The sequence below is a fragment of the Bradyrhizobium sp. SZCCHNR1053 genome (genome assembly GCF_032381235.1).
GTDB lineage: Bacteria > Pseudomonadota > Alphaproteobacteria > Rhizobiales > Xanthobacteraceae > Bradyrhizobium.
This window is the reverse complement of record NZ_JAUHJM010000009.1, coordinates 113,812-132,546: the sequence shown is the minus strand read 5'-3', so window position 1 is coordinate 132,546 and position 18,735 is coordinate 113,812. Positions and strand designations below refer to the sequence as shown.

The 18,735-nt window shown below is 65.1% G+C and carries 19 protein-coding genes; 4 read left to right on the top strand and 15 right to left on the bottom strand.

Annotated elements, in window-relative coordinates:
- Positions 1–47 precede the first annotated feature (47 nt).
- Positions 48–1,052 (bottom strand): glycerophosphodiester phosphodiesterase family protein, encoded by a 1,005-nt coding sequence (locus QX051_RS20955; RefSeq protein ID WP_315777510.1) that lies wholly within the window; start codon positions 1,050–1,052, stop codon positions 48–50.
- 1,132 nt (positions 1,053–2,184) lie between these two features.
- The gene (locus QX051_RS20950) at positions 2,185–2,529 is read right to left on the bottom strand and encodes a Lin0512 family protein (RefSeq protein WP_315757820.1); all 345 of its coding nucleotides are present in this window, start codon (positions 2,527–2,529) and stop codon (positions 2,185–2,187) included.
- Positions 2,530–2,789: 260 nt separating this feature from the next.
- Between QX051_RS20950 and QX051_RS20945 the strand changes: the two genes are divergently transcribed.
- Entirely contained in the window at positions 2,790–4,175 is a 1,386-nt protein-coding gene (locus QX051_RS20945; RefSeq protein WP_315770998.1) for an ethanolamine ammonia-lyase subunit EutB, read from the top strand.
- The gene (gene eutC / locus QX051_RS20940; protein ID WP_315777438.1) at positions 4,175–4,966 is read left to right on the top strand and encodes an ethanolamine ammonia-lyase subunit EutC; all 792 of its coding nucleotides are present in this window, start codon (positions 4,175–4,177) and stop codon (positions 4,964–4,966) included. The genes QX051_RS20945 and eutC overlap by 1 nt, the downstream gene beginning before the upstream one ends.
- 20 nt (positions 4,967–4,986) lie before the next feature.
- Here the strand turns inward: eutC and QX051_RS20935 are convergent, their stop codons facing one another.
- Genes QX051_RS20935 through QX051_RS20900 form a run of 8 tightly spaced genes read right to left on the bottom strand, consistent with a single transcriptional unit; the run spans position 4,987 to position 13,372 of the window.
- The gene (locus QX051_RS20935) at positions 4,987–5,706 is read right to left on the bottom strand and encodes an ABC transporter ATP-binding protein (RefSeq protein ID WP_315777437.1); all 720 of its coding nucleotides are present in this window, start codon (positions 5,704–5,706) and stop codon (positions 4,987–4,989) included.
- Entirely contained in the window at positions 5,699–6,454 is a 756-nt protein-coding gene (locus tag QX051_RS20930) for an ABC transporter ATP-binding protein (RefSeq protein ID WP_315777436.1), read from the bottom strand. Before QX051_RS20930 ends, QX051_RS20935 begins: the two co-directional genes overlap by 8 nt.
- The gene (locus QX051_RS20925) at positions 6,451–7,452 is read right to left on the bottom strand and encodes a branched-chain amino acid ABC transporter permease (RefSeq protein WP_315777435.1); all 1,002 of its coding nucleotides are present in this window, start codon (positions 7,450–7,452) and stop codon (positions 6,451–6,453) included. Before QX051_RS20925 ends, QX051_RS20930 begins: the two co-directional genes overlap by 4 nt.
- Positions 7,452–8,324 (bottom strand): branched-chain amino acid ABC transporter permease, encoded by an 873-nt coding sequence (locus QX051_RS20920; protein WP_315777434.1) that lies wholly within the window; start codon positions 8,322–8,324, stop codon positions 7,452–7,454. The genes QX051_RS20925 and QX051_RS20920 overlap by 1 nt, the downstream gene beginning before the upstream one ends.
- A 10-nt stretch (positions 8,325–8,334) precedes the next feature.
- Positions 8,335–9,585, bottom strand: a complete 1,251-nt coding sequence (locus QX051_RS20915; RefSeq protein WP_315777433.1) for an ABC transporter substrate-binding protein — start codon at positions 9,583–9,585, stop codon at positions 8,335–8,337.
- A gap of 24 nt (positions 9,586–9,609) precedes the next feature.
- Positions 9,610–11,985, bottom strand: a complete 2,376-nt coding sequence (locus QX051_RS20910; protein ID WP_315777432.1) for a xanthine dehydrogenase family protein molybdopterin-binding subunit — start codon at positions 11,983–11,985, stop codon at positions 9,610–9,612.
- Positions 11,982–12,515: a (2Fe-2S)-binding protein gene (locus tag QX051_RS20905; RefSeq protein WP_315777431.1), complete on the bottom strand. Its 534-nt coding sequence runs from the start codon at positions 12,513–12,515 to the stop codon at positions 11,982–11,984. Before QX051_RS20905 ends, QX051_RS20910 begins: the two co-directional genes overlap by 4 nt.
- Positions 12,512–13,372, bottom strand: a complete 861-nt coding sequence (locus QX051_RS20900; RefSeq protein WP_315777509.1) for a xanthine dehydrogenase family protein subunit M — start codon at positions 13,370–13,372, stop codon at positions 12,512–12,514. The genes QX051_RS20905 and QX051_RS20900 overlap by 4 nt, the downstream gene beginning before the upstream one ends.
- 262 nt (positions 13,373–13,634) lie before the next feature.
- Here QX051_RS20900 and QX051_RS20895 point away from each other — a divergent pair, with 262 nt between their 5' ends.
- Positions 13,635–14,273, top strand: coding sequence for a TetR/AcrR family transcriptional regulator (locus tag QX051_RS20895; protein ID WP_315739308.1), 639 nt, complete (start codon positions 13,635–13,637; stop codon positions 14,271–14,273).
- A gap of 72 nt (positions 14,274–14,345) precedes the next feature.
- Here the strand turns inward: QX051_RS20895 and QX051_RS20890 are convergent, their stop codons facing one another.
- From QX051_RS20890 to QX051_RS20870, 5 genes are all read right to left on the bottom strand, one after another.
- Positions 14,346–14,558, bottom strand: coding sequence for a hypothetical protein (locus tag QX051_RS20890; protein ID WP_315739307.1), 213 nt, complete (start codon positions 14,556–14,558; stop codon positions 14,346–14,348).
- Between the two features lie 194 nt (positions 14,559–14,752).
- Positions 14,753–16,198, bottom strand: coding sequence for a cytochrome c oxidase accessory protein CcoG (gene ccoG / locus QX051_RS20885; RefSeq protein ID WP_315777430.1), 1,446 nt, complete (start codon positions 16,196–16,198; stop codon positions 14,753–14,755).
- A 37-nt stretch (positions 16,199–16,235) separates the two neighbouring features.
- Positions 16,236–16,439: a DUF2892 domain-containing protein gene (locus QX051_RS20880; protein ID WP_315739305.1), complete on the bottom strand. Its 204-nt coding sequence runs from the start codon at positions 16,437–16,439 to the stop codon at positions 16,236–16,238.
- Between the two features lie 61 nt (positions 16,440–16,500).
- Positions 16,501–16,941, bottom strand: a complete 441-nt coding sequence (gene trxC, locus QX051_RS20875; protein ID WP_315739304.1) for a thioredoxin TrxC — start codon at positions 16,939–16,941, stop codon at positions 16,501–16,503.
- Positions 16,938–18,224 (bottom strand): FAD/NAD(P)-binding oxidoreductase, encoded by a 1,287-nt coding sequence (locus QX051_RS20870; protein WP_315757833.1) that lies wholly within the window; start codon positions 18,222–18,224, stop codon positions 16,938–16,940. Before QX051_RS20870 ends, trxC begins: the two co-directional genes overlap by 4 nt.
- 96 nt (positions 18,225–18,320) lie before the next feature.
- Between QX051_RS20870 and QX051_RS20865 the strand changes: the two genes are divergently transcribed.
- Positions 18,321–18,650: a metalloregulator ArsR/SmtB family transcription factor gene (locus QX051_RS20865; protein ID WP_315739301.1), complete on the top strand. Its 330-nt coding sequence runs from the start codon at positions 18,321–18,323 to the stop codon at positions 18,648–18,650.
- The last annotated feature ends 85 nt before the right edge of the window (positions 18,651–18,735 follow it).

Sequence of the window (18,735 nt, the reverse complement as noted above, 5' to 3'; positions counted from 1 at the left end):
CCGGACGCGTCACAGACGCGCCCGGGTCTCCTTCCCATGCTGCGCGGTTACGGCCGGCTCGATTGATCTCCTTGCGGAGCGCGCTTCAGGAGCGGCGCCACCGTTTCGATCTCGTCCGTCATCACGCCCCCAGCGAAGTTCTTGGGCAACCGGGCGATGTCGTCCGGCGAATCCAGTCCGGTGGAGAATGTCTCGCCATGATAGGCACCGACCACGAAGACGCTGCTTCCTCCTTGTGCCATGCGCTCGAGGAAACGGTCTGGCCAGCCCCAGAGCCACGGCGCGACATTGACCGGGACCAGCACCATCATGTTCCGGCATGCGGACGGCACCAGCCCCGTCCAGCCATATCCGATATATCGCAGCAGGCAGCTCTTCAGCATGCCGCGCGACATCACCTTCAGCTCCGGCTGCGCCGCCCTGAGCGCCGCGATCGGCGCATCGCCACCATACACCATCAGCCGCCCGCGTTGCGCAGCGTCGATCGGTGCAAGTGCCGCGGCAAGCAGCCGGCCTTCCGCCGGATCATTGCTCTTGACGTTGATCAGGAAAGACTTGTCCGGAAAGGCCGCAAGCACCTCGTCCAGCGACGGCATCAGGCCGACGCCCTTGCCGCGGAATGGAAAGGTGCGGCCGCCATCGGCAGTGTAGCCATAACCGATGTCGAGCTGCCGCAACGCCGTCATCGCATGCGCGCGCATGACGCCCTTGCCATCGGTGCGACAGTCGAGCGTCCAGTCATGGAACACCGCGAACTGGCCATCGGTGGTTGGGTGCACGTCGAATTCCACGATATCGGCGCCGGCCAGAAAGCTGGCGCGCATCGAGGCGATGGTGTTCTCGAGATACTCATGCGTCGGCGGCAGCATCCGCGCCGCGGTGCAGGTTTCGCTCGTCAGGCCGGTGCGATCGAACTGCTGTGACACACCGCGATGAGCCAGAACAATCGCCTGTCCAGCAGTCTTCGACACCAGCAAGCTGGTGTTGTTGACGAACATGAAGCCGACGCACAGCAATGCCGTCACGCCGGCGCATTTCCAGAATCTGCTCATACCCCGCCAATTCCGTGACGATTCGAGCCGAATTGCGTCCAACCCTCGTGGGTGCAAAAGCTCTCCCGCGGGGATCACGCATTCTTGCATCCGGCACGCCGATCGCGAGCCTGCATCAGAACGGTCGTCGCCGAACTTCGGCTGGCTGCTGCAGGCGTCGTTGCGTCGTCCGCCGCCAAGCCATTCATGTTCGCCGAAGACCGATTGTCGGAGCTTGCCGGACTCCTCGGCATTCCCCACGCAAATGCCCTCGACAGCTATCAATATCTCGCCAATGGCGAGGGCGCGTCCAGTGTTCTGACGCTCATCGGGCCCGATGGCAAAACCGAGATCCGCCTGCCCTGACGAGTTGGACCGGCGCGATCCGGCGAACTCATTTCGAGCTGACCCTGCGCGCACGGGCCGTTCAATGGCGTTCGAAGGACGGACGCAACTGTCGTGTCGCCATGCCCGGAACGATCTCCCGAGCAACGGAACTTGCCCGTCGGGCGACTCAAAGGGCGTGGATTCGCGCGGCGAGTCGCAGCCGCGACATCGGATCAGCCTCTCGCGGACTCACGCCGGAGATTTTTTCCGGCAACGCTCTCAATGCGTTCGCCGGTGTCAGTCAAACGCAGGCCAGATTTCCCTTTCGCTTTTTCGGAATCTATGAAACACTGCGCCTGTCCCGCCTCACCAAGAGGGGCGCTTCGCGATCGTCACGAACGTGGAGGCGGTGATGCGATGGGCGCAGTTCTGCCGCAGCATGGCCTTGCCGTGCGGACGAACGGCAGGTTGCGCCGGCGAAATCGTGTGGTCCTGGCCTCCCGATGCTGAGGTCAAGCCGGCCGAGATGATGATCGGCCGGCGACGGGGGCAACAAAGCCCGGTCCCCGGGGAGAGCACGTATAAGCCGGAAAACCGTTGCGCAGGGAAGGCCGGGATCGTCCGGCTGAGCCTGTGGTTCCTGCCCCGTGCACTTCTTCACGCACGGGGGCCGCGGGTATCAGCGGATACCCGGTCTTCCCTGCGCCCTCTCTTCAAAGAGGGACACCGTTCGATCATCACCCGGGCGCGCGCCGCGGGACCGCGACGACATGCTGTTTGACATTCACATCAGATGCGCCCCGCGCATGATACATGCGCGAGAGCATCACTTGCCGTCGTCGAGATGAACCAGCACCGCGGCGTTGGCGATGATGATGGCGTCGCTGCCGGCCTCGGCCGGAATCTCCAGCCCGCCTTTGACGGCGGTCACGGTCACCGTGCCATAGGGCAGTTCCTTGGCGACCGCGGCGGTGTCGACAGCCTCAGGATTGGGAACGCCGATGGTGACGTCGACGAGCATGTCCTGCGGCGTCTTGCCGACCATGCGGAAGAAGCCGAGGCTGGAATGGCGGATCGCGTCCGACACCGCGCGCCTGGCGGCCTTGGTGGCGTCGCGGCCATGGACGTCGACGCCCATGCCCATCTCGGTGATGCAGCGGATCCGCGTCATGTCAGGTTCCTCTCGGGTTGCGTTGTCGCTTGGCGCGCGACCTTAGCCGACGCCGCCGCCGACGCAACCCGCACGAAATCGACGGCGACGCGCGGCAAAATGGTCATCGGATGCGGACACATATCGTGCATGATGTCGCTCTGCGCGGTGCTGAGAAAGGTCCTCGATATGACGTCCTCTTCCGCTCTCCCGTCCCGACGATCCGCTGTGATCAACCGGGCCGCCGAGACTGATCGCGGCAGCCGCTGAGGAGAGCACCAATGGGTTTTTCACACACGCTGGGCGGCACGCGCTATCGGTTCGACGACCTCAGAACCTTGCTTGCGAAGGCAACGCCGTTGCGCTCGGGCGACGTCCTGGCAGGCCTCGCCGCGCAGGATGCCGCCGAACGCGTCGCGGCACGGATGGCGCTCGCCGAGCTGCCGCTGCGCCATTTCCTCAACGAAGCCGTCATTCCCTACGAGAGCGACGAGGTCACGCGGCTGATCGTCGACCAGCATGATGGCAAGGCGTTCGCTCCCGTCGCGAGCCTGACGGTCGGCGCTTTCCGCGAATGGCTGCTGTCGGATGCGGCCGACGCAGATGCGCTCAGCGGCGTATCGCCGGGGCTGACGCCGGAGATGGTTGCTGCGGTCTGCAAGATCATGCGGCTGCAGGACCTGGTGACGGTCGCGGCGAAATGCGAGGTCGTGACGCGCTTCCGCTGCACCATCGGCCTGCCGGGCCGGATGTCGACGCGGCTGCAGCCCAACCACCCGCTCGACGATCTCAAGGGCGTCGCGGCCTCGATCCTCGACGGGCTAATGTACGGGGTCGGCGATGCAACGATCGGCATCAACCCGGCAAGCGACGACGTCGACACGATGGTACGGCTGCTCGACTTGATCGAGACCTTGCGGCTTGCCTCGCATGCACCGATCCAGTCCTGCGTGCTGGCCCATGTTACGACCGCGCTGAAGGCGATCGAGCGCCGCGCGCCGGTCGATCTCGTGTTCCAGTCGCTGGCCGGCAGCGAGGAGGCCAATCGCGGCTTCGGCATCACGCTGTCGCTGCTCGACGAGGCGCTCGCCGCGGCCGAAGGCCTGCAGCGCTGTCCCGTCGGTGGCAACGTGATGTATTTCGAGACCGGACAGGGCAGCGAGCTCTCCTCCGGCGGCCATTGCGGCGTCGACCAGCAGACCTTGGAAGCTCGCTGCTACGCGGTCGCGCGGCGCTATCGGCCGCTGCTCGTGAACACCGTGGTCGGCTTCATCGGTCCGGAATATCTCTACGACGGGAAGCAGATCATGCGCGCTGGGCTTGAGGACCATTTCTGCGGCAAGCTGCTCGGACTGCCGATGGGCTGCGACGTCTGCTACACCAACCACGCCGAAGCCGACCAGGACGACATGGATGCACTGCTGACGCTGCTGGGCGTCGCCGGCTGCACCTACATCATGGGCGTGCCCGGCGCCGACGACATCATGCTGAACTATCAGAGCACCTCGTTCCATGACGCGCTCTATGTGCGCAAGGTGCTCGGCAAGCGCGCGGCGCCGGAGTTCGAGGCCTGGCTCGCGGCCACCGGCCTCAGCGATGCCAAAGGCGAGCTGCGCTTCGAGCCGGCGCGGCTGATGCCGGCGCTGCCGCTGCTGGAGGCCAAGTGATGAGCGGCTCCGACGAGAGCAACTCGCCGGCAACTTCGTCATCGGACGATTGGCGCTGGCTGTCACGCTACACCGAGGCACGGATCGCGTTGGGACGCTGCGGTCCTGGCCTGCCGACGTCGGCACATCTCGCCTTCCAGGCTGCCCACGCCGAAGCTCGCGATGCCGTGCTGAAGCCATTCGATGCCGAGCGCTTTGCGGCCGAGGTCACCGCGCATGGCTGGCCGGCGCTTGCCGTGCACAGCCGCGCCGCCGATCGCGCGACCTATCTGCAGCGCCCCGACGCAGGCCGCCTGCTCTCGCCCGCGTCGGAAGCGCTGCTGTCGGAGCCGCGCGCGCCGGCCGACATCGTGCTGGTGGTCGCCGATGGCCTGAGCAGCCGCGCGGTGCAGGTCAACGCCCTGCCCGTGCTCGATGCGCTGATGCCGCGCCTGGCTGCAGCCGGCCGGCGGCTGTCGCCGGTGATCGTTGCTTCGCAGGGCCGCGTCGCGCTCGCCGATCATGTTGGCGAGCTGTTCGACGCGTCAGCCTCGATCATCCTGATCGGCGAGCGCCCGGGTCTAAGCGCCGCCGACTCGCTCGGCCTCTATCTGACCTGGATGCCACGCCGCGGCCGCGTCGATTCCGAGCGCAACTGCATCTCCAATGTCCGCCAAAGCGGGCTCGCGCCGGCGGATGCGGCGAGACAAGCCGCCGAGCTGCTCGAACGCATGTTCCGTCACCAGGCCGCCGGCGTCAGCCTCGCCCGGCTGCCGCAGCTGCCGGCGCCGGATGGAGATGGCGCGTCATGATGCCGGCGCAGTCCGAAACATCACACCGCGCAATAGCGGTCCTGGATATCCTTGTCGGCCAGCAGCGCCGCGGCGCTGCTCTCGTGCACGACCTCGCCCTGGTCGATGATGACGGCGCGATCGGCGAGCCGCAGCGCCCATTCGACGTTCTGCTCCACCAACAGCAGCGTCTTGCCCTGGTCGCGCAGCCGCCGGAACAGCACGCCCATCTCCTCGACCAGCACCGGCATGATGCCTTCGGAGGGCTCGTCGAGCAGCACCATCCGCGGCTGCGCGATCAAGGCGCGGGCGATCGCCAGCATCTGCTGCTCGCCGCCCGACAGCGTGACGCCTTCCTGGTCCAGCCGCTCGTTCAATCGCGGAAAGGTCTCCGCGATCTCGGCGAACGCCGCGCGCTCCTCGATGTCGGCCTTGGCCGCGACGAGCCCGAGCCGCAGGTTCTCGCGCACCGAAAGCCCCGGCACGATGCGGCGCTCCTCCGGCACATAGGCCAGGCCGAGATGGAAGCGGCGATGCGCTGGCAACGGCTCCAGATCCTGCCCCGCGAAGCGCACGCGCCCCGCGGCCCGGGGCATCAGCCCCATGACGGTGCGCAATGTCGTGGTCTTGCCGGCGCCGTTGCGGCCGACCAGCGCGACCACCTCGCCCTCGTTCACGCGCAGCGAGATGCCGTGCAGGACGTGGCTGGCGCCATACCAGGCCTGAACGCCGTCGAGCTCGAGCAACGCGGTCTCAGCCATAGCCTTCACTCTGTCCCAGATAGACCCGGCGCACGTCGGGGTTGGATCGGATGTCCTCAGGCTTGCCATCGGCAAGCAGCCGGCCGTGATGCAGCACCAGCACTCGCTGGCTCAGGCCCAGCACCATCTTCATCTTGTGCTCGACCAGCAGCACCGTGCGCTTCTCCGCCAGCCGCTCCAGCAGCGCGACCATCTCCTTGGTCTCTTCCGGCCCCATGCCCGCGGTCGGCTCGTCCAGCAGCAGCAGCTCCGGCTCGGAGACCAGCGCGATCGCGATCTCCAGCGCGCGCTGCTGGCCGTGGGCCAGATACTTCGCGAGCTCGCCGCGCCTGCCGATCAGGCCGACGGCAGAGAGCGCCGCATCAGCGCGTTCGCCGAGCTCGGCAAGATCCGCGCGCTTGCGCCAGATATCGTAGCTCACCCGCATCGCCTGGGCGGCGACCCGGACATTCTCGTGGACCGACAGGTCGGGAAAGATGTTGGTGATCTGGTACGACCGCGAGATGCCCTGATGTACGAAGCGATGCTGTGGCAGGCCGTTCAGCTCGCGGCCCTTGAAGCGCAAGGTGCCGCTGCTCGGCGACAGCGAGCCCGAGAGAATGTTGAAGAAGGTGCTCTTGCCGGCCCCGTTCGGGCCGATGATCGAGGTCAGCTCGCCGGCCGCGAACGCGACGGAGATGCCTTCGAGCGCGACGAAGCCGCCGAAGCGACGGCCGATCCCGTCCGCGCGCAACAGCTCGGTGCTCATCGCCGCTCCCTCTCGATCGGCAGCGCGTCCAGGAACGTGCCCCAGATGCCCTTGGGCAGGAACAGCACGAACACGACAAAGATGGCGCCGACCACGATCTGCCAGTGCGGCGTCCACAATGACACGACGTCCTCCAGGATCAGGAAGACCGCGGCGCCGACGAACGGCCCGAAAAAGCTGCGGGCGCCACCGAGCAGCACCATCATCACGATCATGCCGGAGGTCTGGTAGTGCAGGATGTCGAGCGGCACGATCGACAGATGCAGCGCAGACATGCAGCCGCCGACGGCGGAGATCGCGCCCGACAGCATGAACACGATCAGCTTGCAGCGCTCGACGTCGTAGCCGCAGGCCCGCGCGCGCTGCTCATTCTCCCTGATCGCCTCGATGACCGCGCCGAATGGCGAGTTGAGGATGCGCGACTGAACCCAGATCGCGATCGCCGCGAGCACCATCAGCACGTAATATTTGTTCACGGGATCGAGGAAGTTGATCTGCGCACCGAACAGACCGATGTGGTCGACCGTGAAGCCGCGCAGTCCGTTCTCGCCGCCCGTGAAGGAGGAGGCCTGCAATGCCACGTAGTAGACAAGTTGCGCCAGCGCGAGCGTGACCATGGAGAAATAGATGCCGCGGGTTCGCGTCGAGATGGTTCCGATCAATGCGGCAAGCGCCGTGCTCGCCGCGATCGCCACCGGCACCGCGGCAAACCACGGCAGGCCCCAGCGATCGATAGCGATGCCGGTCAGATACGCGCCGGTGCCGAAGAATGCGGCGTGACCGAACGACAGCAGACCGGTGTAGCCGAACAGGAGATTGTAGCCCATCACCACGACGCCATAGATCAGGACGTTCACGGCGAGCGCCTTCGACGGCAGCAGCCAGGGCAGCAGCGCCAGCGCGACCAGCGATACCAGCACGCGGTGATCCGCGAGGAAAGCGAAGAGGCGCTGCGCCTGATGGAGCGGCGGTGCCTCGCCGGTCGACTGCACCGTCATCACGCTCTCCCCCTGAGGCCGAACAGGCCCTGCGGCCGGATCAGCAGGACCGCGGCCATGAGCGCGAACATCACGATCGTCGCCATCTCGGGCGCGAACAGCGCGACCATGCTGATGCAGATCCCCACCATCAGCCCCGCGACCACGGCACCCACGATCGAGCCGAGGCCGCCGATCACGGTGACGACAAAGGCTTCCGCCAGCACCAGCGTTCCCATCTCGGGATTGACGCTGCGCATGGGTCCCGCCAGCACCCCGCCGAGCGCGGCAAGCCCGACGCCGAGGCCGAAGATCGCGAACCACACCTTGCTGATGTCGACCCCGAGCACCCGCATGATCAGGGGATCACGGGCGCCGGCACGGACGATCAGGCCGACCCGGGTCTTCTCCAGGATCAGCCAGAGCGCCAACAGCACGACGGCGACCAGCGCGATCACGAACAGACGATATTTGGGAAAGAAGCCGACGCCGAGATCGACGACGCCGATCAATTGGGACGGCGTTGGAAACGGAATGCCGTCGCTGCCGAACACGATGCGCACGCCCTCGACCAGGATGTAGCTGAGGCCGAAGGTGAGCAGCAATGGATCATCGATCGAGCGGCCATACAGACGTCGGACCAGGACGAATTCGATCAGCATGCCGAACGCGCCGACCAGAATTGGCGCGAGCAACAAGCCCCACCAGAAGCTGCCGGTCAGCGACGCCAGATACAGACCGGCATAGGCCCCGATCATGAACAGCGCCCCATGGGCGAAATTGACCACGCCGAGCATGCCGAACACGATGGTGAGGCCGAGCGCAGTGATCACCAGCACCGCCCCAAGGGCGATGCCGGAAAACAGCTGCATGATGATCAGCGAGAGGTCCATGCGATCAGGATCAGGTCGGGTGGCCGAGTTCGCTGCAGCTTCGCAGCATCTCGTCCGCCCCTGGATCGCTGGCCACGATCGCGAACAGGTCGTTCTCGTTCGCCATCGCCGACTTCTTCTTGGATTCCAGCACCAGCACCGACTGCACCGACTGGTGGTCGCATTTGCGGTAATGCTGCGGGCCCTTGGTCAGATCGTATTGCAGTCCCTCCAGCGCCGCGACGACCTTATCGGTCTCGGTGCCGCCGGCTGCCTGCATCGCCTGCAACAGCGAGCCGACGCCGGAGTAGCCATAGGCGCCGTAGTCGGTCGGGATCGCACCGCCATTGGCGGCCCGGAACGCCTTGTTGAACTCGGCCGCGGTCTTGTTCTGTGTCTCGAGACCCCAATAATAGTTGGCGCCGCCGACGACGCCCTCGAACACGTCGGGACCGACGGCGAGGCGCTGGTTGTGCAGGATCACCGGCACCACGATCTTCATCTGCTGCTTGATGCCGAAATCGACCGCCTGCTTGATCGCGTTGGCCTGGTCGCGGCCGAAATTGCTGATGCACAGCACGTCCGGCCGCAGCGACATCAGCCGCGGCATGAAGGTCGAATAGTCGGCCGCACCGAACGGATGCAGGATCTCGCCGACGCTCTCGGCACCGATCGCGGTCTGCGCCCGCTTGAAGCCGCGCAGCATCTCATGGCCATAGGCATAGTCGGCCACGAGATGGGCGACCTTCATGCCCTTCTTGATGGTCTGGCGGGCCACGGCCGCTGTGGTCATGTGCGGGTTCAGGGCCTCGTGGAAGGTGTATTTGCTGAAATCCTTGGCTTCGTTGATGGTGTCGGACTGGCTGATCGAGACGTAGATCACGCCGCGCGCCCGCGTCACCTCGTTGACGGCGAGCTGGACAGCGCTGGAGAGCGCCCCGACGATGGCGTGGACCTTGTCCTTCTCGATCAGCTCGAGCGTCCGCGTCGCCGCTTCGCCCGCATTGAGCTTGTCGTCACGCACCAGGAGCTCGACCTTGCGGCCGGCGATCCCGCCCTTGTCGTTGACCAGCTTGACCGCAAGCTCGGCGCATTTGACTTGGTCGCGGGCCTCGGCCGCGAACGGGCCGGTCAGCGGCGTCGGAAAGCCGATGCGGATGGTGTCATCGGCGGCGCGTCCCAGGCGCGGCATCGCGAGCGTGGCGACACCTGCCGACATCCCCATCAGCGCCGTACGGCGGGATATTCCTGTGCGTCGCGGCCTCGTCTCGTAGTTTGGCATGATCTCCTCCCTCATTCGTATTTCTTAGAACCGGTTGAGCGCCTTGAGCACGCGCGCAGGCGTGATGGGAATGGTGTTGATGGAGGCGCCGAAGGGCATCAGCGCATCATTGACCGCATTCAGCACACAGGCCGACGCGGCCGCGGTGCCGGCCTCGCCGCAGCCCTTTGCGCCGAGAATGGTGTCCGCCGTCGGCGTCTCGACGTGATCGATGGTAATGTCTGGCATCTCCAACGCCATCGGCACCAGATAGTCGGCCATCGACCCGTTGAGCAACTGGCCGGTCTCACCGTAACGGCACTCCTCGAACAGCGCAGCGCCAAGACCCTGCACGACACCACCGCGCAACTGCTCGTCGACCAGCATCGGGTTGATGATCCGGCCGCAATCCTCGACGACATAGTGCTTCAGCAGCCTGATGAAGCCGGTTTCGACATCGACTTCAAGGTAGCTGCCCTGAATGCCGTTGGTGAAAGCAAAGGGATAGCCCTGCGGCGCGAAATGATGGCTGACCGTCAGTTGCGCCTGAGTGCCCGGTGGCAAGGTGTCGGACCGGAAATAGGCGATGCGCGCGATCTCGGCGACCGGCAGACGCGTCTGCCCCGTCGCGACACTGACGATCTGGCCGTCGACGACGTCGAGCGCGGCGGGCTGCTCCTGCAGCACCAGCGCGGCAATCTCCAGAATGTTCGCCTTGAGCTTTCGCGCGGCCTGCAGTGCCGTCTCGCCACCGATGCCCGCGCCGCGGCAGGCCCAGGTCGCACCACCATGCGGCGTGACCTCGGTATCGCCGGTGATGATCTTGACGTGCTCCTGGGCGAGGCCGAGCTGGTCGGCGACGATCTGGCTGATGATCGCCTCGGTGCCCTGTCCCTGCTCGGTCACGGAGATCGCGCAGCGCACCTCGCCCGACGGCGTCAGGCTGACGGTCGCGCCATCCTGCGAGGAGATGCGCGCGCCGCCGACGCCGTAGAACGCAGGGCTCGGGTTGGTGATCTCGACGAAGGTCGCAATGCCGATGCCGCGATAGATGCCGCGCCGATGCAGCTCGGTCTGCTCGGCGCGCAGCGCGTCGTAGTCCATGATCTCGCGCAGCCGCCGCAGGCAGACCTCGTGCGACAGCGCCTCGAACCTGTAGCCGCTCGGCGAGGCCGTCGGATAGGCATTGTCGGCGATCACATTCCTGGCGCGCATGGAAAACGGGTCGATCCCGACGCGGCTTGCGGCGAGATCCACCATGCGCTCGGTAACCGCGCAGGCGATGGGATGTCCGACCGCGCGGTACTGGCTGGTCTGCACCTTGTTCTGGAACACGACCTCGAGCGCGGCACGATAGGACTTGAAGTCATACGGCGCACCGATCAGGCGGATGACCTGATTGCCTTCGACGACGCTGGTGCGCGGATAGGTCGAGAACGCGCCGATCGCCGTGGCATCGTGGACGTCCATGGCAAGGATCTGGCCGTCGGCGTCGACGGCCATGCGCGCGCGGACATGGTGATCGCGGGCATGAATATCCGACACGAAGGACTCGATGCGATCGGCGACGTATTTGACCGGGCGCCCGAGCAGGATCGACAACCCGACAACCGCCATGTCCTCGTGGTAGACGTGCAGCTTCATGCCGAACGAGCCGCCGATATCGGGCGCGATCACGCGCACGCTGGCTTCCGGGATGCCGTAGTGGCGAGCGTACAGATCCTGGAACTGGTAGGGCGTCTGCGTGGCGTGGTGCACCGTCAGCGCGCCGCTCTCGGGATCATAATCCGCGACGATGGCCCGCGGCTCCAGCGTGACCGGGGTATGACGGCCGAAGCTGAATTCTTCCTCGATCACATGCGCGGCCGACGCGAAGGCCTCATCGACGCTGCCGCTGTCGAGCTGCGTGCGGAAACAGATGTTGGACGCCGCAACCGGATTGACCAGCGGCATCCCCGGCCGGCGCGCGGCGTCGAGATCGACCACCGCCGGCAGCTCCTCGTAGTCGACCGAGATCAGCTCCAGCGCATCCTCCGCAATCGCCCTGCTCTCGGCGACGACGGCAATCACGGCCTGCCCGGCCCAGACGACGCGATCCACCGGCAGCGGCAGCTGCGGCTCGGACGTCATGCCCTTGAAATGATCAAGCGTCCCGGTCCACGGCGTGCAGATCTTCGCCAGATCGGCGCCGGTCGCGACCAGATGCACGCCCGAAAGCGCCCGCGCTGCATCGACCTCGATGCGGATGATCCGTGCATGAGCATACGGGCTGCGCAGGAAGGCTGCGTACAGCATGCGAGGCAGGCGAATGTCGGTCACGTAGCGCCCGCGTCCGGCGAGCAGCCGCTTCGCATTCGGTCGCGGCACGGAGCGGCCGATATAGGAATTCGGACGGTCCAGCGAGGTCAGCGGCGCGCTCATCGCGACGAGCCCTCCGCGTCCTGCGATGCCGTTGCCGACCGCGCCGCAGCCACCGCGGCGATGGCGTCGACGATCGCTTCATATCCGGTGCAGCGGCAAAAATTCCCCGAAAGCGCGTCGCGGATGGTCTCGCGACTCGGCCGTGCAGCACGGGTCAGCAGCTCATGAGCGGTGATCAGCATGCCCGGCGTGCAGAACCCGCATTGCAGCGCATTGCGCCGATGAAACTCGGCCTGCAGGTCGGCGATCACGCCGCTCTCCGAGAGCCCCTCGATCGTATCGATCCGCGCGCCATCGGCCTGCACGGCAAACATCAGGCAGCCATGCACAGCTGCGCCGTCGAGCTGAACCAGACAGGCGCCGCAGGCGCCCATTTCGCAACCGGCATGCGTGCCGGTCAATTCGAGCTGCTGGCGAAGACAATCCACCAGCGTGTCGCGAGGCGCGACGTCACAAGCCACCTTGCGGCCGTTGACGATGAGGCGAATGCGGACCTGCTCGTCGGCCTCGATGTCGACCAGCGCGCTCATGCGGCATCTCCGATCCGTCCCAGCAGCCGGCCGAGCAGAACGCGTGCGAGATGCAGGCGCATCGCCGCCGGAACATCGTCGCTGTCAGCAGGCGCGAGATCGTCATCAAGCGCAGCCTGGGCAGCCGCAATCCGTCCGGCATCGATCCGGCCGCCCGTCAGCGCTTCCTCCGCATGTCTAGCACGGGTCGGGACATTGCCGACCGAGAAGAACGCAATGCGGATGCGCTCGATCAGATCGCTCTGACAGGTCGCGAGCAGGCCGCAACCGACCAATGCATAGTCGCCGCGCCGGCGGGCCAGCTCATCGAACACAATGCGCTGGCCGGCTTTGAAGAGAGGAACATGAACTGCGACGAGGAGCTCGCCTGACGCGATCGCCGTCTCAAAAAGGTCGGTGAAGAAGTCATCGGCTTTGACGCGGCGCCGGCCGGACGCACCGGCAATCTCGATCTCGGCGTCGAGCGCCAGCACCATCGCCGGAAATTCGGAAGCCGGGTCGGCCAGCGCGACACTGCCGCCAAAGGTCCCGCGATTGCGGATGGCAGGGTGCGCAACAAACGGCGCTGCGGCGCGCAACAGCGGCGCAAACTCGGCGATCAGCGGATCGGTCAGCATCTCGCAGTGCCGGGTCAAGGCGCCGATCCGCAACCACTCGCCGTCCCGCGTGACGCCGCGCAGCTCTGCAATGTGATTGATATCGATCAGAATACGCGGCGCCTGAAGACGCAACGCCAGCGCCGGAACCAGACTCTGGCCACCGGCAATGAAGCGTGCATCGTCGCCGGCGCCCGCATGAGCTTCGAGCGCCTCGCCGATCGTGTGTGCACGAAAATAGCTGAAAGCCCTCGCTTTCATCCGTTCCTCGCCGCCAGGGCTCGCCAGCCCGGAGTCCCAGATTTGTGACCATCTGGTCTTAAAAGAGTTGCACGCGGCGGCAGCGCGGTCAACCAGAAACGAACGATTGGTCACAAATCTGCTTTCGGGTATCAAGCAGGCTGTCGCCGCAATCGATGAGACCATGGCTAAGACCTCGAAGACAGCGAACGCTGAGACAAACGGCCGCGTTGGTGGAGGCCAGCGGAGAACCGACGGCCGCCCTCGCGCGAGGCGCCGCAACATGCGCGCCGCCGACCGCGAGCGCGTGATCGTGGATGAAGCCATCCGCTTTTTCGCCGAGCGCGGCTTCGAAGGCCAGACGCGGGAACTCGCGAAGCGCATGGGTATCGCGCATTCGGTGATCTACCGGCACTTCCCCAGCAAGGAAGCCCTCATCGAGCGCGTCTATCAGGAGGTCTATCTGAGCCGCTGGTCGCAGGATTGGGGCCCGCTGATCCGCGATCGCAGCCATCCGCTGAAGGCACGGCTAACCGGCTTCTATCTCGACTATGTGGCGCGCGTGTTCGAATATAATTGGGTGCGGATCTTCGTGTTCTCGGGCATGAAGTCGTTCGGCATCACCGGTCGCTATCTCGACCTCGTCCGACGCGAGATCATCGAGCCTGCCGCGATCGAGCTGCGGCATGAATTGCAGCTCCCAGACGCCGCCACCTGCCCTCTCGGCAGCCGCGAGACGGAGATGTTCTGGGGACTGCACGGACGCATCTTCTATCTCGCGATCCGAAAGTTCATCTACGAGACACCCGTTCCATCCGACCTCGAGCAAACCGTGCGTGATGCGATCGACCTCTTCATGGACGGCGCCAGACTGGCGCTCCCGCGGCTCGTGCACGACGATCAGGCCGGAACAGCACGATGATCCGGCCCGTCGTCGGCGGCGATCTTGAGCAGGCTCTCCGAGGATACTGCACATGCCTGCCGGCTGCGGCCCTCACGCCGTTCGGCTACGCCCACCATTGCGGCTGATCTTCGCGGCGACGAGATAGGATAGCGGCATGGCGACGACGAATCCGACCAACGCCGCCAACGGCAGGTCCTTCATCGGGCTCGCAACCAGCCCCTGCACCGTCAACAATGCCGTAACCGCACTGCCTGCAAGCACGGTGCCCAGCATCACCCAGATGAGAATTGCGACCTTGAACATCTGTCTTTCTCCGCCAGTAGGAAAGCTTTCGATCCCTTGACGCGAGAATGCTCTGCCTGCGACTTCGAGCAGGCATTGATTTGGAACAACCGGACTCAGCAATCGAGGGAGGAGCGACCGCTCCTCCCTCGATCAATCCCGATAAGCCAACAGAATCGCCAACGCCTTACAATCGGCGATCGAACGACACTGCTCTATCGTGTCCCCGGAACGAAGTGATCTCGCTTGCCGACCGAAGTACCAGTCGCCGGATCCGTGATCTTGATCTCGATGTCCACCGGCGCGGAGGGAAGGTCGGCTCCCTTGGCCTCGATCGACATGCGGATCTCGCGGGTCTGGTCCTGGCCGACATCGATCACCATGCGACCGTCCTGCTCGCGCGTCTCGCCGGCCACCGTCACCTTGGCGTTCGGAAGCCCCACGACGTCCAGCACGAAGTCGCGCGCGCCGCGCTTGTTGAGCAGACGGACTGTGTAGTCGTTACGGACGCCGCCATCCGACAACTGCACGAACAGCGGGTTACGTTCATGCAGCACGTTGATGCCCATCGTGCCGCGCGTCGCCAGCGAGTACAGCATGATCCCGCCGACGATCGCGATGAAGCTCGCATAGATGACCGTGCGCGGCCGGATGATCCGGTAGATCTCGGGCTTGCCTTCCTTGCGGCGCTGCACGTTGATGTCGGTGTCGTAACCAATCAGGCCGGTCGGACGGCCGATCTGGGTCATCACGCTGTCGCAGGCGTCGATGCATAGGCTGCACTGGATGCAGCCGAGCTGGATGCCGTGGCGGATGTCGACGCCGGTCGGGCAGACGTTGACGCATTGGTGGCAGTCGATGCAGTCGCCGGCGGGTGCGCCCTGCAGCCGTGCGGCTTCCGCCTTCTTGACCGACATGCGCGGCTCGCCGCGGTCGCCCTTGTAGGTGACGTTGAGCGCCCATTCGTCGGTCAGCGCGGCCTGGATGCGCGGCCACGGGCACATGTAGATGCAGACCTGCTCGCGGGCGTGGCCGGCGAACACGTAGGTCGTCGCCGTCAGGATGCCGATCCAGAGATAGGCGATGAACGGCGCCTGGAAGGTGGCCAGATCCTTCACCAGCGTCGGCGCATCGTCGAAATACAGCACCCAGGCGCCGCCGGTCCACCAGCCGATCATGATCCAGAGGAAGTGCTTGAGCGCGGCCTGGCGAATATGGGTGAAGGTCCAGCCGCGCTTGTCGCTGAGGATGCGCTCACGGCGATCGCCCTCCACCCAGCGCTCGACGGCGTAGAACAGGTCGGTCCATACCGTCTGCGGACAGAGGTAGCCGCACCACAGCCGGCCGGCCACTGCATTCATCAGGAACAGGGCGACCGCCGCGATGATCAACAGCCCCGTGAAGTAGTAGACCTCCTGCGGCCACAACTCGATGAAGAAGAAGTAGAACCGGCGATGCGGGAAGTCGACCAGCACCGCCTGGTTCGGCATGCCGGGACCGCGATCCCAGCGGACGAAGGGCAGCAGGTAGTAGATGCCGAGCGTGATGCACAGGATCGTCCACTTGATGCGCCGGAAGCGGCCGTGCACGGCCGCCGGATAGACCTTTTCGCGCGCCTTGTAGAGCGGCCCGACGATGTAGGTTTCGTCCGAGTCAGCCATGATATCCTCGCTTCATCTTGCCGTCCTTCCGACCGATTCAGGAGAACGCGTTGCCGCTCTTGAGCCCCAGCTTCTTGAAGACGATCGCTGCCGGACAGAAGCCCGTGAACGAGGCCTGGATCATGTTCACGCCAGCAAAGGCCGCCAGCAAGAACCAATAGGGACTGACGTACCAGCCCAGGGCCAGACTGAGCAGGACGACGATCCCTGCGAAGGTGAGAACTGCTTTGTCGACGTTCATGACATACTCCCTCATGGTTGCATTTGAGCGTAATCAAGCAAGTGCCGGTCCGGCCGTACGGCTATTGCCGCAGGCCGGACAGTGTCCAGGCGACGATTCGTTGCGAGTCCATCGCACCCGAAATCCGCGCCAGCTCCCGACCCTGCTGCAGCAGCAGCATGGTCGGAATTCCGGAGATGCCGAGCCGTGCCGAAACTTCCGGCGCCTCGTCCGAGTTCAGCTTAAGGAGTTGCACACGCGGCTCCAGCTCCTGGGCCGCACGTGCGAACATTGGCGCCATCGCACGGCATGGGCCGCACCACGGCGCCCAGACGTCGACGAGCAGCGGCAAACTGCTATGCGCGACATGACGCTCGAACGCGGGCTGGTCGACCTCGATCGGGTGGCCGCTGAACAGCGGCGTATGACACTTGCCGCATTTCCCCTGCGCCGGCGCCCGGTCCGCGGGCAGACGGTTGATCTGCCCGCAATGGCCGCACACGATCTGCAAGCCGTTGCTCATGTCCCGGTCCTGACTTCCTTGATCTTGGCGATGTTGAGCCGGTCGAGCAGGAACTTCTCGTAGAACGGCTCGGGCGTCCCGCGCCTCATCTTGCGCAGGAAGTACTTCTCGAAGGCGACCTTGGCGTAGTGCACCCACTCCCCCTTCGACGACCAGTTGACGTTGCGCGGCGGGATCTGCGGCTGAGCCAGGAAGGCCACGCCGGAATCGCCGAAATCGGCAAGACAGATCGCGTTCCAGGTCGGCTCGGCTTTTGGCTCCTGGCCGCGCAGCAGCGCTCCGATGTTCAAGGCCGTCGCCGTCACCATCGATTCGATCATGAAACCCGTCTTGGGCACCCCGACCGGCACCGGCGTCGGCCCGATCGGCGGGATCGCAACGCAGACGCCGATGGCAAACACGTTGGGGAAGGTCGGATTGCGCTGATGCTTGTCGACGACGACGAAGCCGCGCGGATTGGTCAGCTTGTCGATGCCTCTGACGGCGCCGACGCCGCGGAATGCCGGCAGCATCATCGAATAGGCGAACGGCAGCTCATGCGTCTTGCGGACGGAGCCGTCGTCGGCGATCTCCTCCACGAACATGCGGCCGTCCTCGACCTTGGTGACGCGCGCGCTGGTGATCCACTTGATGTGCTTCTCGCGCATCTCGCTCTCCAGCAAGCCCTTGGTGTCACCGACACCGTCGAGGCCGAGATGACCGATATAGGGTTCGGATGTCACGAAGGTCATCGGCACCTGGTCGCGCAGCTTGCGGCGGCGCAGCTCGGTCTCCAGGATGAACAGGAATTCGTAGGCCGGTCCGAAGCAGGATGCGCCCTGCACCGCGCCGACGATCACCGGGCCAGGCTTCTCGGCCAGCCTGTCGAATGCCGCCTTGGCATGGGCGGCGTGGTCGACATGGCACACGGACTGCGTATGTCCATCCGGTCCGAGCCCTGGAATCTCATCGAAGGCGAGTTCGGGACCGGTCGCGACGACGAGATAGTCGTAGGCCACCATGGCGCCGTCCGTGAGCTCGACCTGGTTCTCGGCGGCGTGCACCCTCTTGGCGCCCTGCGTCAACAGCCGGATGCCCTTGCGCTGCATGACGTCGACCAGATCGATCTCGATCTCGTCGCGCTTGCGCCAACCGACGGCGACCCACGGGTTGGACGGCACGAAATGATAGGAGGACCCCTGCGAGATGACGGTCACGCGATCCTCCTTTCTCAGCTGGGGCAACAATTCATAAGCCATCAGGGAGCCGCTCAGCCCCGCTCCGATCACGACAACATCCGCCATTGGGTCCTCCATCGCCTTGCTTCGTTATTGTTTCGCCAGCCGCGACCTCACGAGCTGGCCTTGACTATATATTCGAATATCTGTATATACGCAACTATGAAATTTAATGCTGACATCATGGAAGCGGCGGCCGACCAGGCCAGTGACCTCTTGAAGGCACTGTCGAACCGGCACCGGCTCCTGATCATCTGCCAGCTGGTCGACAACGAACGGTCTGTCGGCGAGCTTGCTGCATTCCTCGGCCTGCGTGACTCGACCGTCTCGCAGCACCTCGCACTGCTGCGCAAGGACGGCCTGGTCACCGCGCGGCGCGAGGGGCAGACGATCTACTATTCGATCACCAGCGAGCCGGCTCGCGAGGTCCTGAAGACCCTCTATCAGGTCTATTGCGCAACGCGGCCGCCGAAACCTGCGCCGAGACTATGACGGCGCGATCCCGCCGACTTGACTAGCATCAAGTGGGAACCCGTATCCCGGTGGGATGTCTGTACCGCCCACGGATGTTTCGCTT

What these genes read in the sequence shown, in the direction of transcription:
- trxC (WP_315739304.1), bottom strand. Translation starts at nt 16,941, where the DNA reads ATGAGCAACGGCTTGCAGATCGTGTGCGGCCATTGCGGGCAGATCAAC.
- QX051_RS20920 (WP_315777434.1), bottom strand. Translation starts at nt 8,324, where the DNA reads ATGGACCTCTCGCTGATCATCATGCAGCTGTTTTCCGGCATCGCCCTT.
- QX051_RS20880 (WP_315739305.1), bottom strand. Translation starts at nt 16,439, where the DNA reads ATGAACGTCGACAAAGCAGTTCTCACCTTCGCAGGGATCGTCGTCCTG.
- QX051_RS20900 (WP_315777509.1), bottom strand. Translation starts at nt 13,372, where the DNA reads ATGAAAGCGAGGGCTTTCAGCTATTTTCGTGCACACACGATCGGCGAG.
- QX051_RS20905 (WP_315777431.1), bottom strand. Translation starts at nt 12,515, where the DNA reads ATGAGCGCGCTGGTCGACATCGAGGCCGACGAGCAGGTCCGCATTCGC.
- QX051_RS20930 (WP_315777436.1), bottom strand. Translation starts at nt 6,454, where the DNA reads ATGAGCACCGAGCTGTTGCGCGCGGACGGGATCGGCCGTCGCTTCGGC.
- QX051_RS20865 (WP_315739301.1), top strand. Translation starts at nt 18,321, where the DNA reads ATGAAATTTAATGCTGACATCATGGAAGCGGCGGCCGACCAGGCCAGT.
- QX051_RS20895 (WP_315739308.1), top strand. Translation starts at nt 13,635, where the DNA reads ATGCGCGCCGCCGACCGCGAGCGCGTGATCGTGGATGAAGCCATCCGC.
- QX051_RS20890 (WP_315739307.1), bottom strand. Translation starts at nt 14,558, where the DNA reads ATGTTCAAGGTCGCAATTCTCATCTGGGTGATGCTGGGCACCGTGCTT.
- QX051_RS20870 (WP_315757833.1), bottom strand. Translation starts at nt 18,224, where the DNA reads ATGGCGGATGTTGTCGTGATCGGAGCGGGGCTGAGCGGCTCCCTGATG.
- QX051_RS20945 (WP_315770998.1), top strand. Translation starts at nt 2,790, where the DNA reads ATGGGTTTTTCACACACGCTGGGCGGCACGCGCTATCGGTTCGACGAC.
- QX051_RS20910 (WP_315777432.1), bottom strand. Translation starts at nt 11,985, where the DNA reads ATGAGCGCGCCGCTGACCTCGCTGGACCGTCCGAATTCCTATATCGGC.
- QX051_RS20935 (WP_315777437.1), bottom strand. Translation starts at nt 5,706, where the DNA reads ATGGCTGAGACCGCGTTGCTCGAGCTCGACGGCGTTCAGGCCTGGTAT.
- QX051_RS20925 (WP_315777435.1), bottom strand. Translation starts at nt 7,452, where the DNA reads ATGACGGTGCAGTCGACCGGCGAGGCACCGCCGCTCCATCAGGCGCAG.
- ccoG (WP_315777430.1), bottom strand. Translation starts at nt 16,198, where the DNA reads ATGGCTGACTCGGACGAAACCTACATCGTCGGGCCGCTCTACAAGGCG.
- QX051_RS20955 (WP_315777510.1), bottom strand. Translation starts at nt 1,052, where the DNA reads ATGAGCAGATTCTGGAAATGCGCCGGCGTGACGGCATTGCTGTGCGTC.
- eutC (WP_315777438.1), top strand. Translation starts at nt 4,175, where the DNA reads ATGAGCGGCTCCGACGAGAGCAACTCGCCGGCAACTTCGTCATCGGAC.
- QX051_RS20950 (WP_315757820.1), bottom strand. Translation starts at nt 2,529, where the DNA reads ATGACGCGGATCCGCTGCATCACCGAGATGGGCATGGGCGTCGACGTC.
- QX051_RS20915 (WP_315777433.1), bottom strand. Translation starts at nt 9,585, where the DNA reads ATGCCAAACTACGAGACGAGGCCGCGACGCACAGGAATATCCCGCCGT.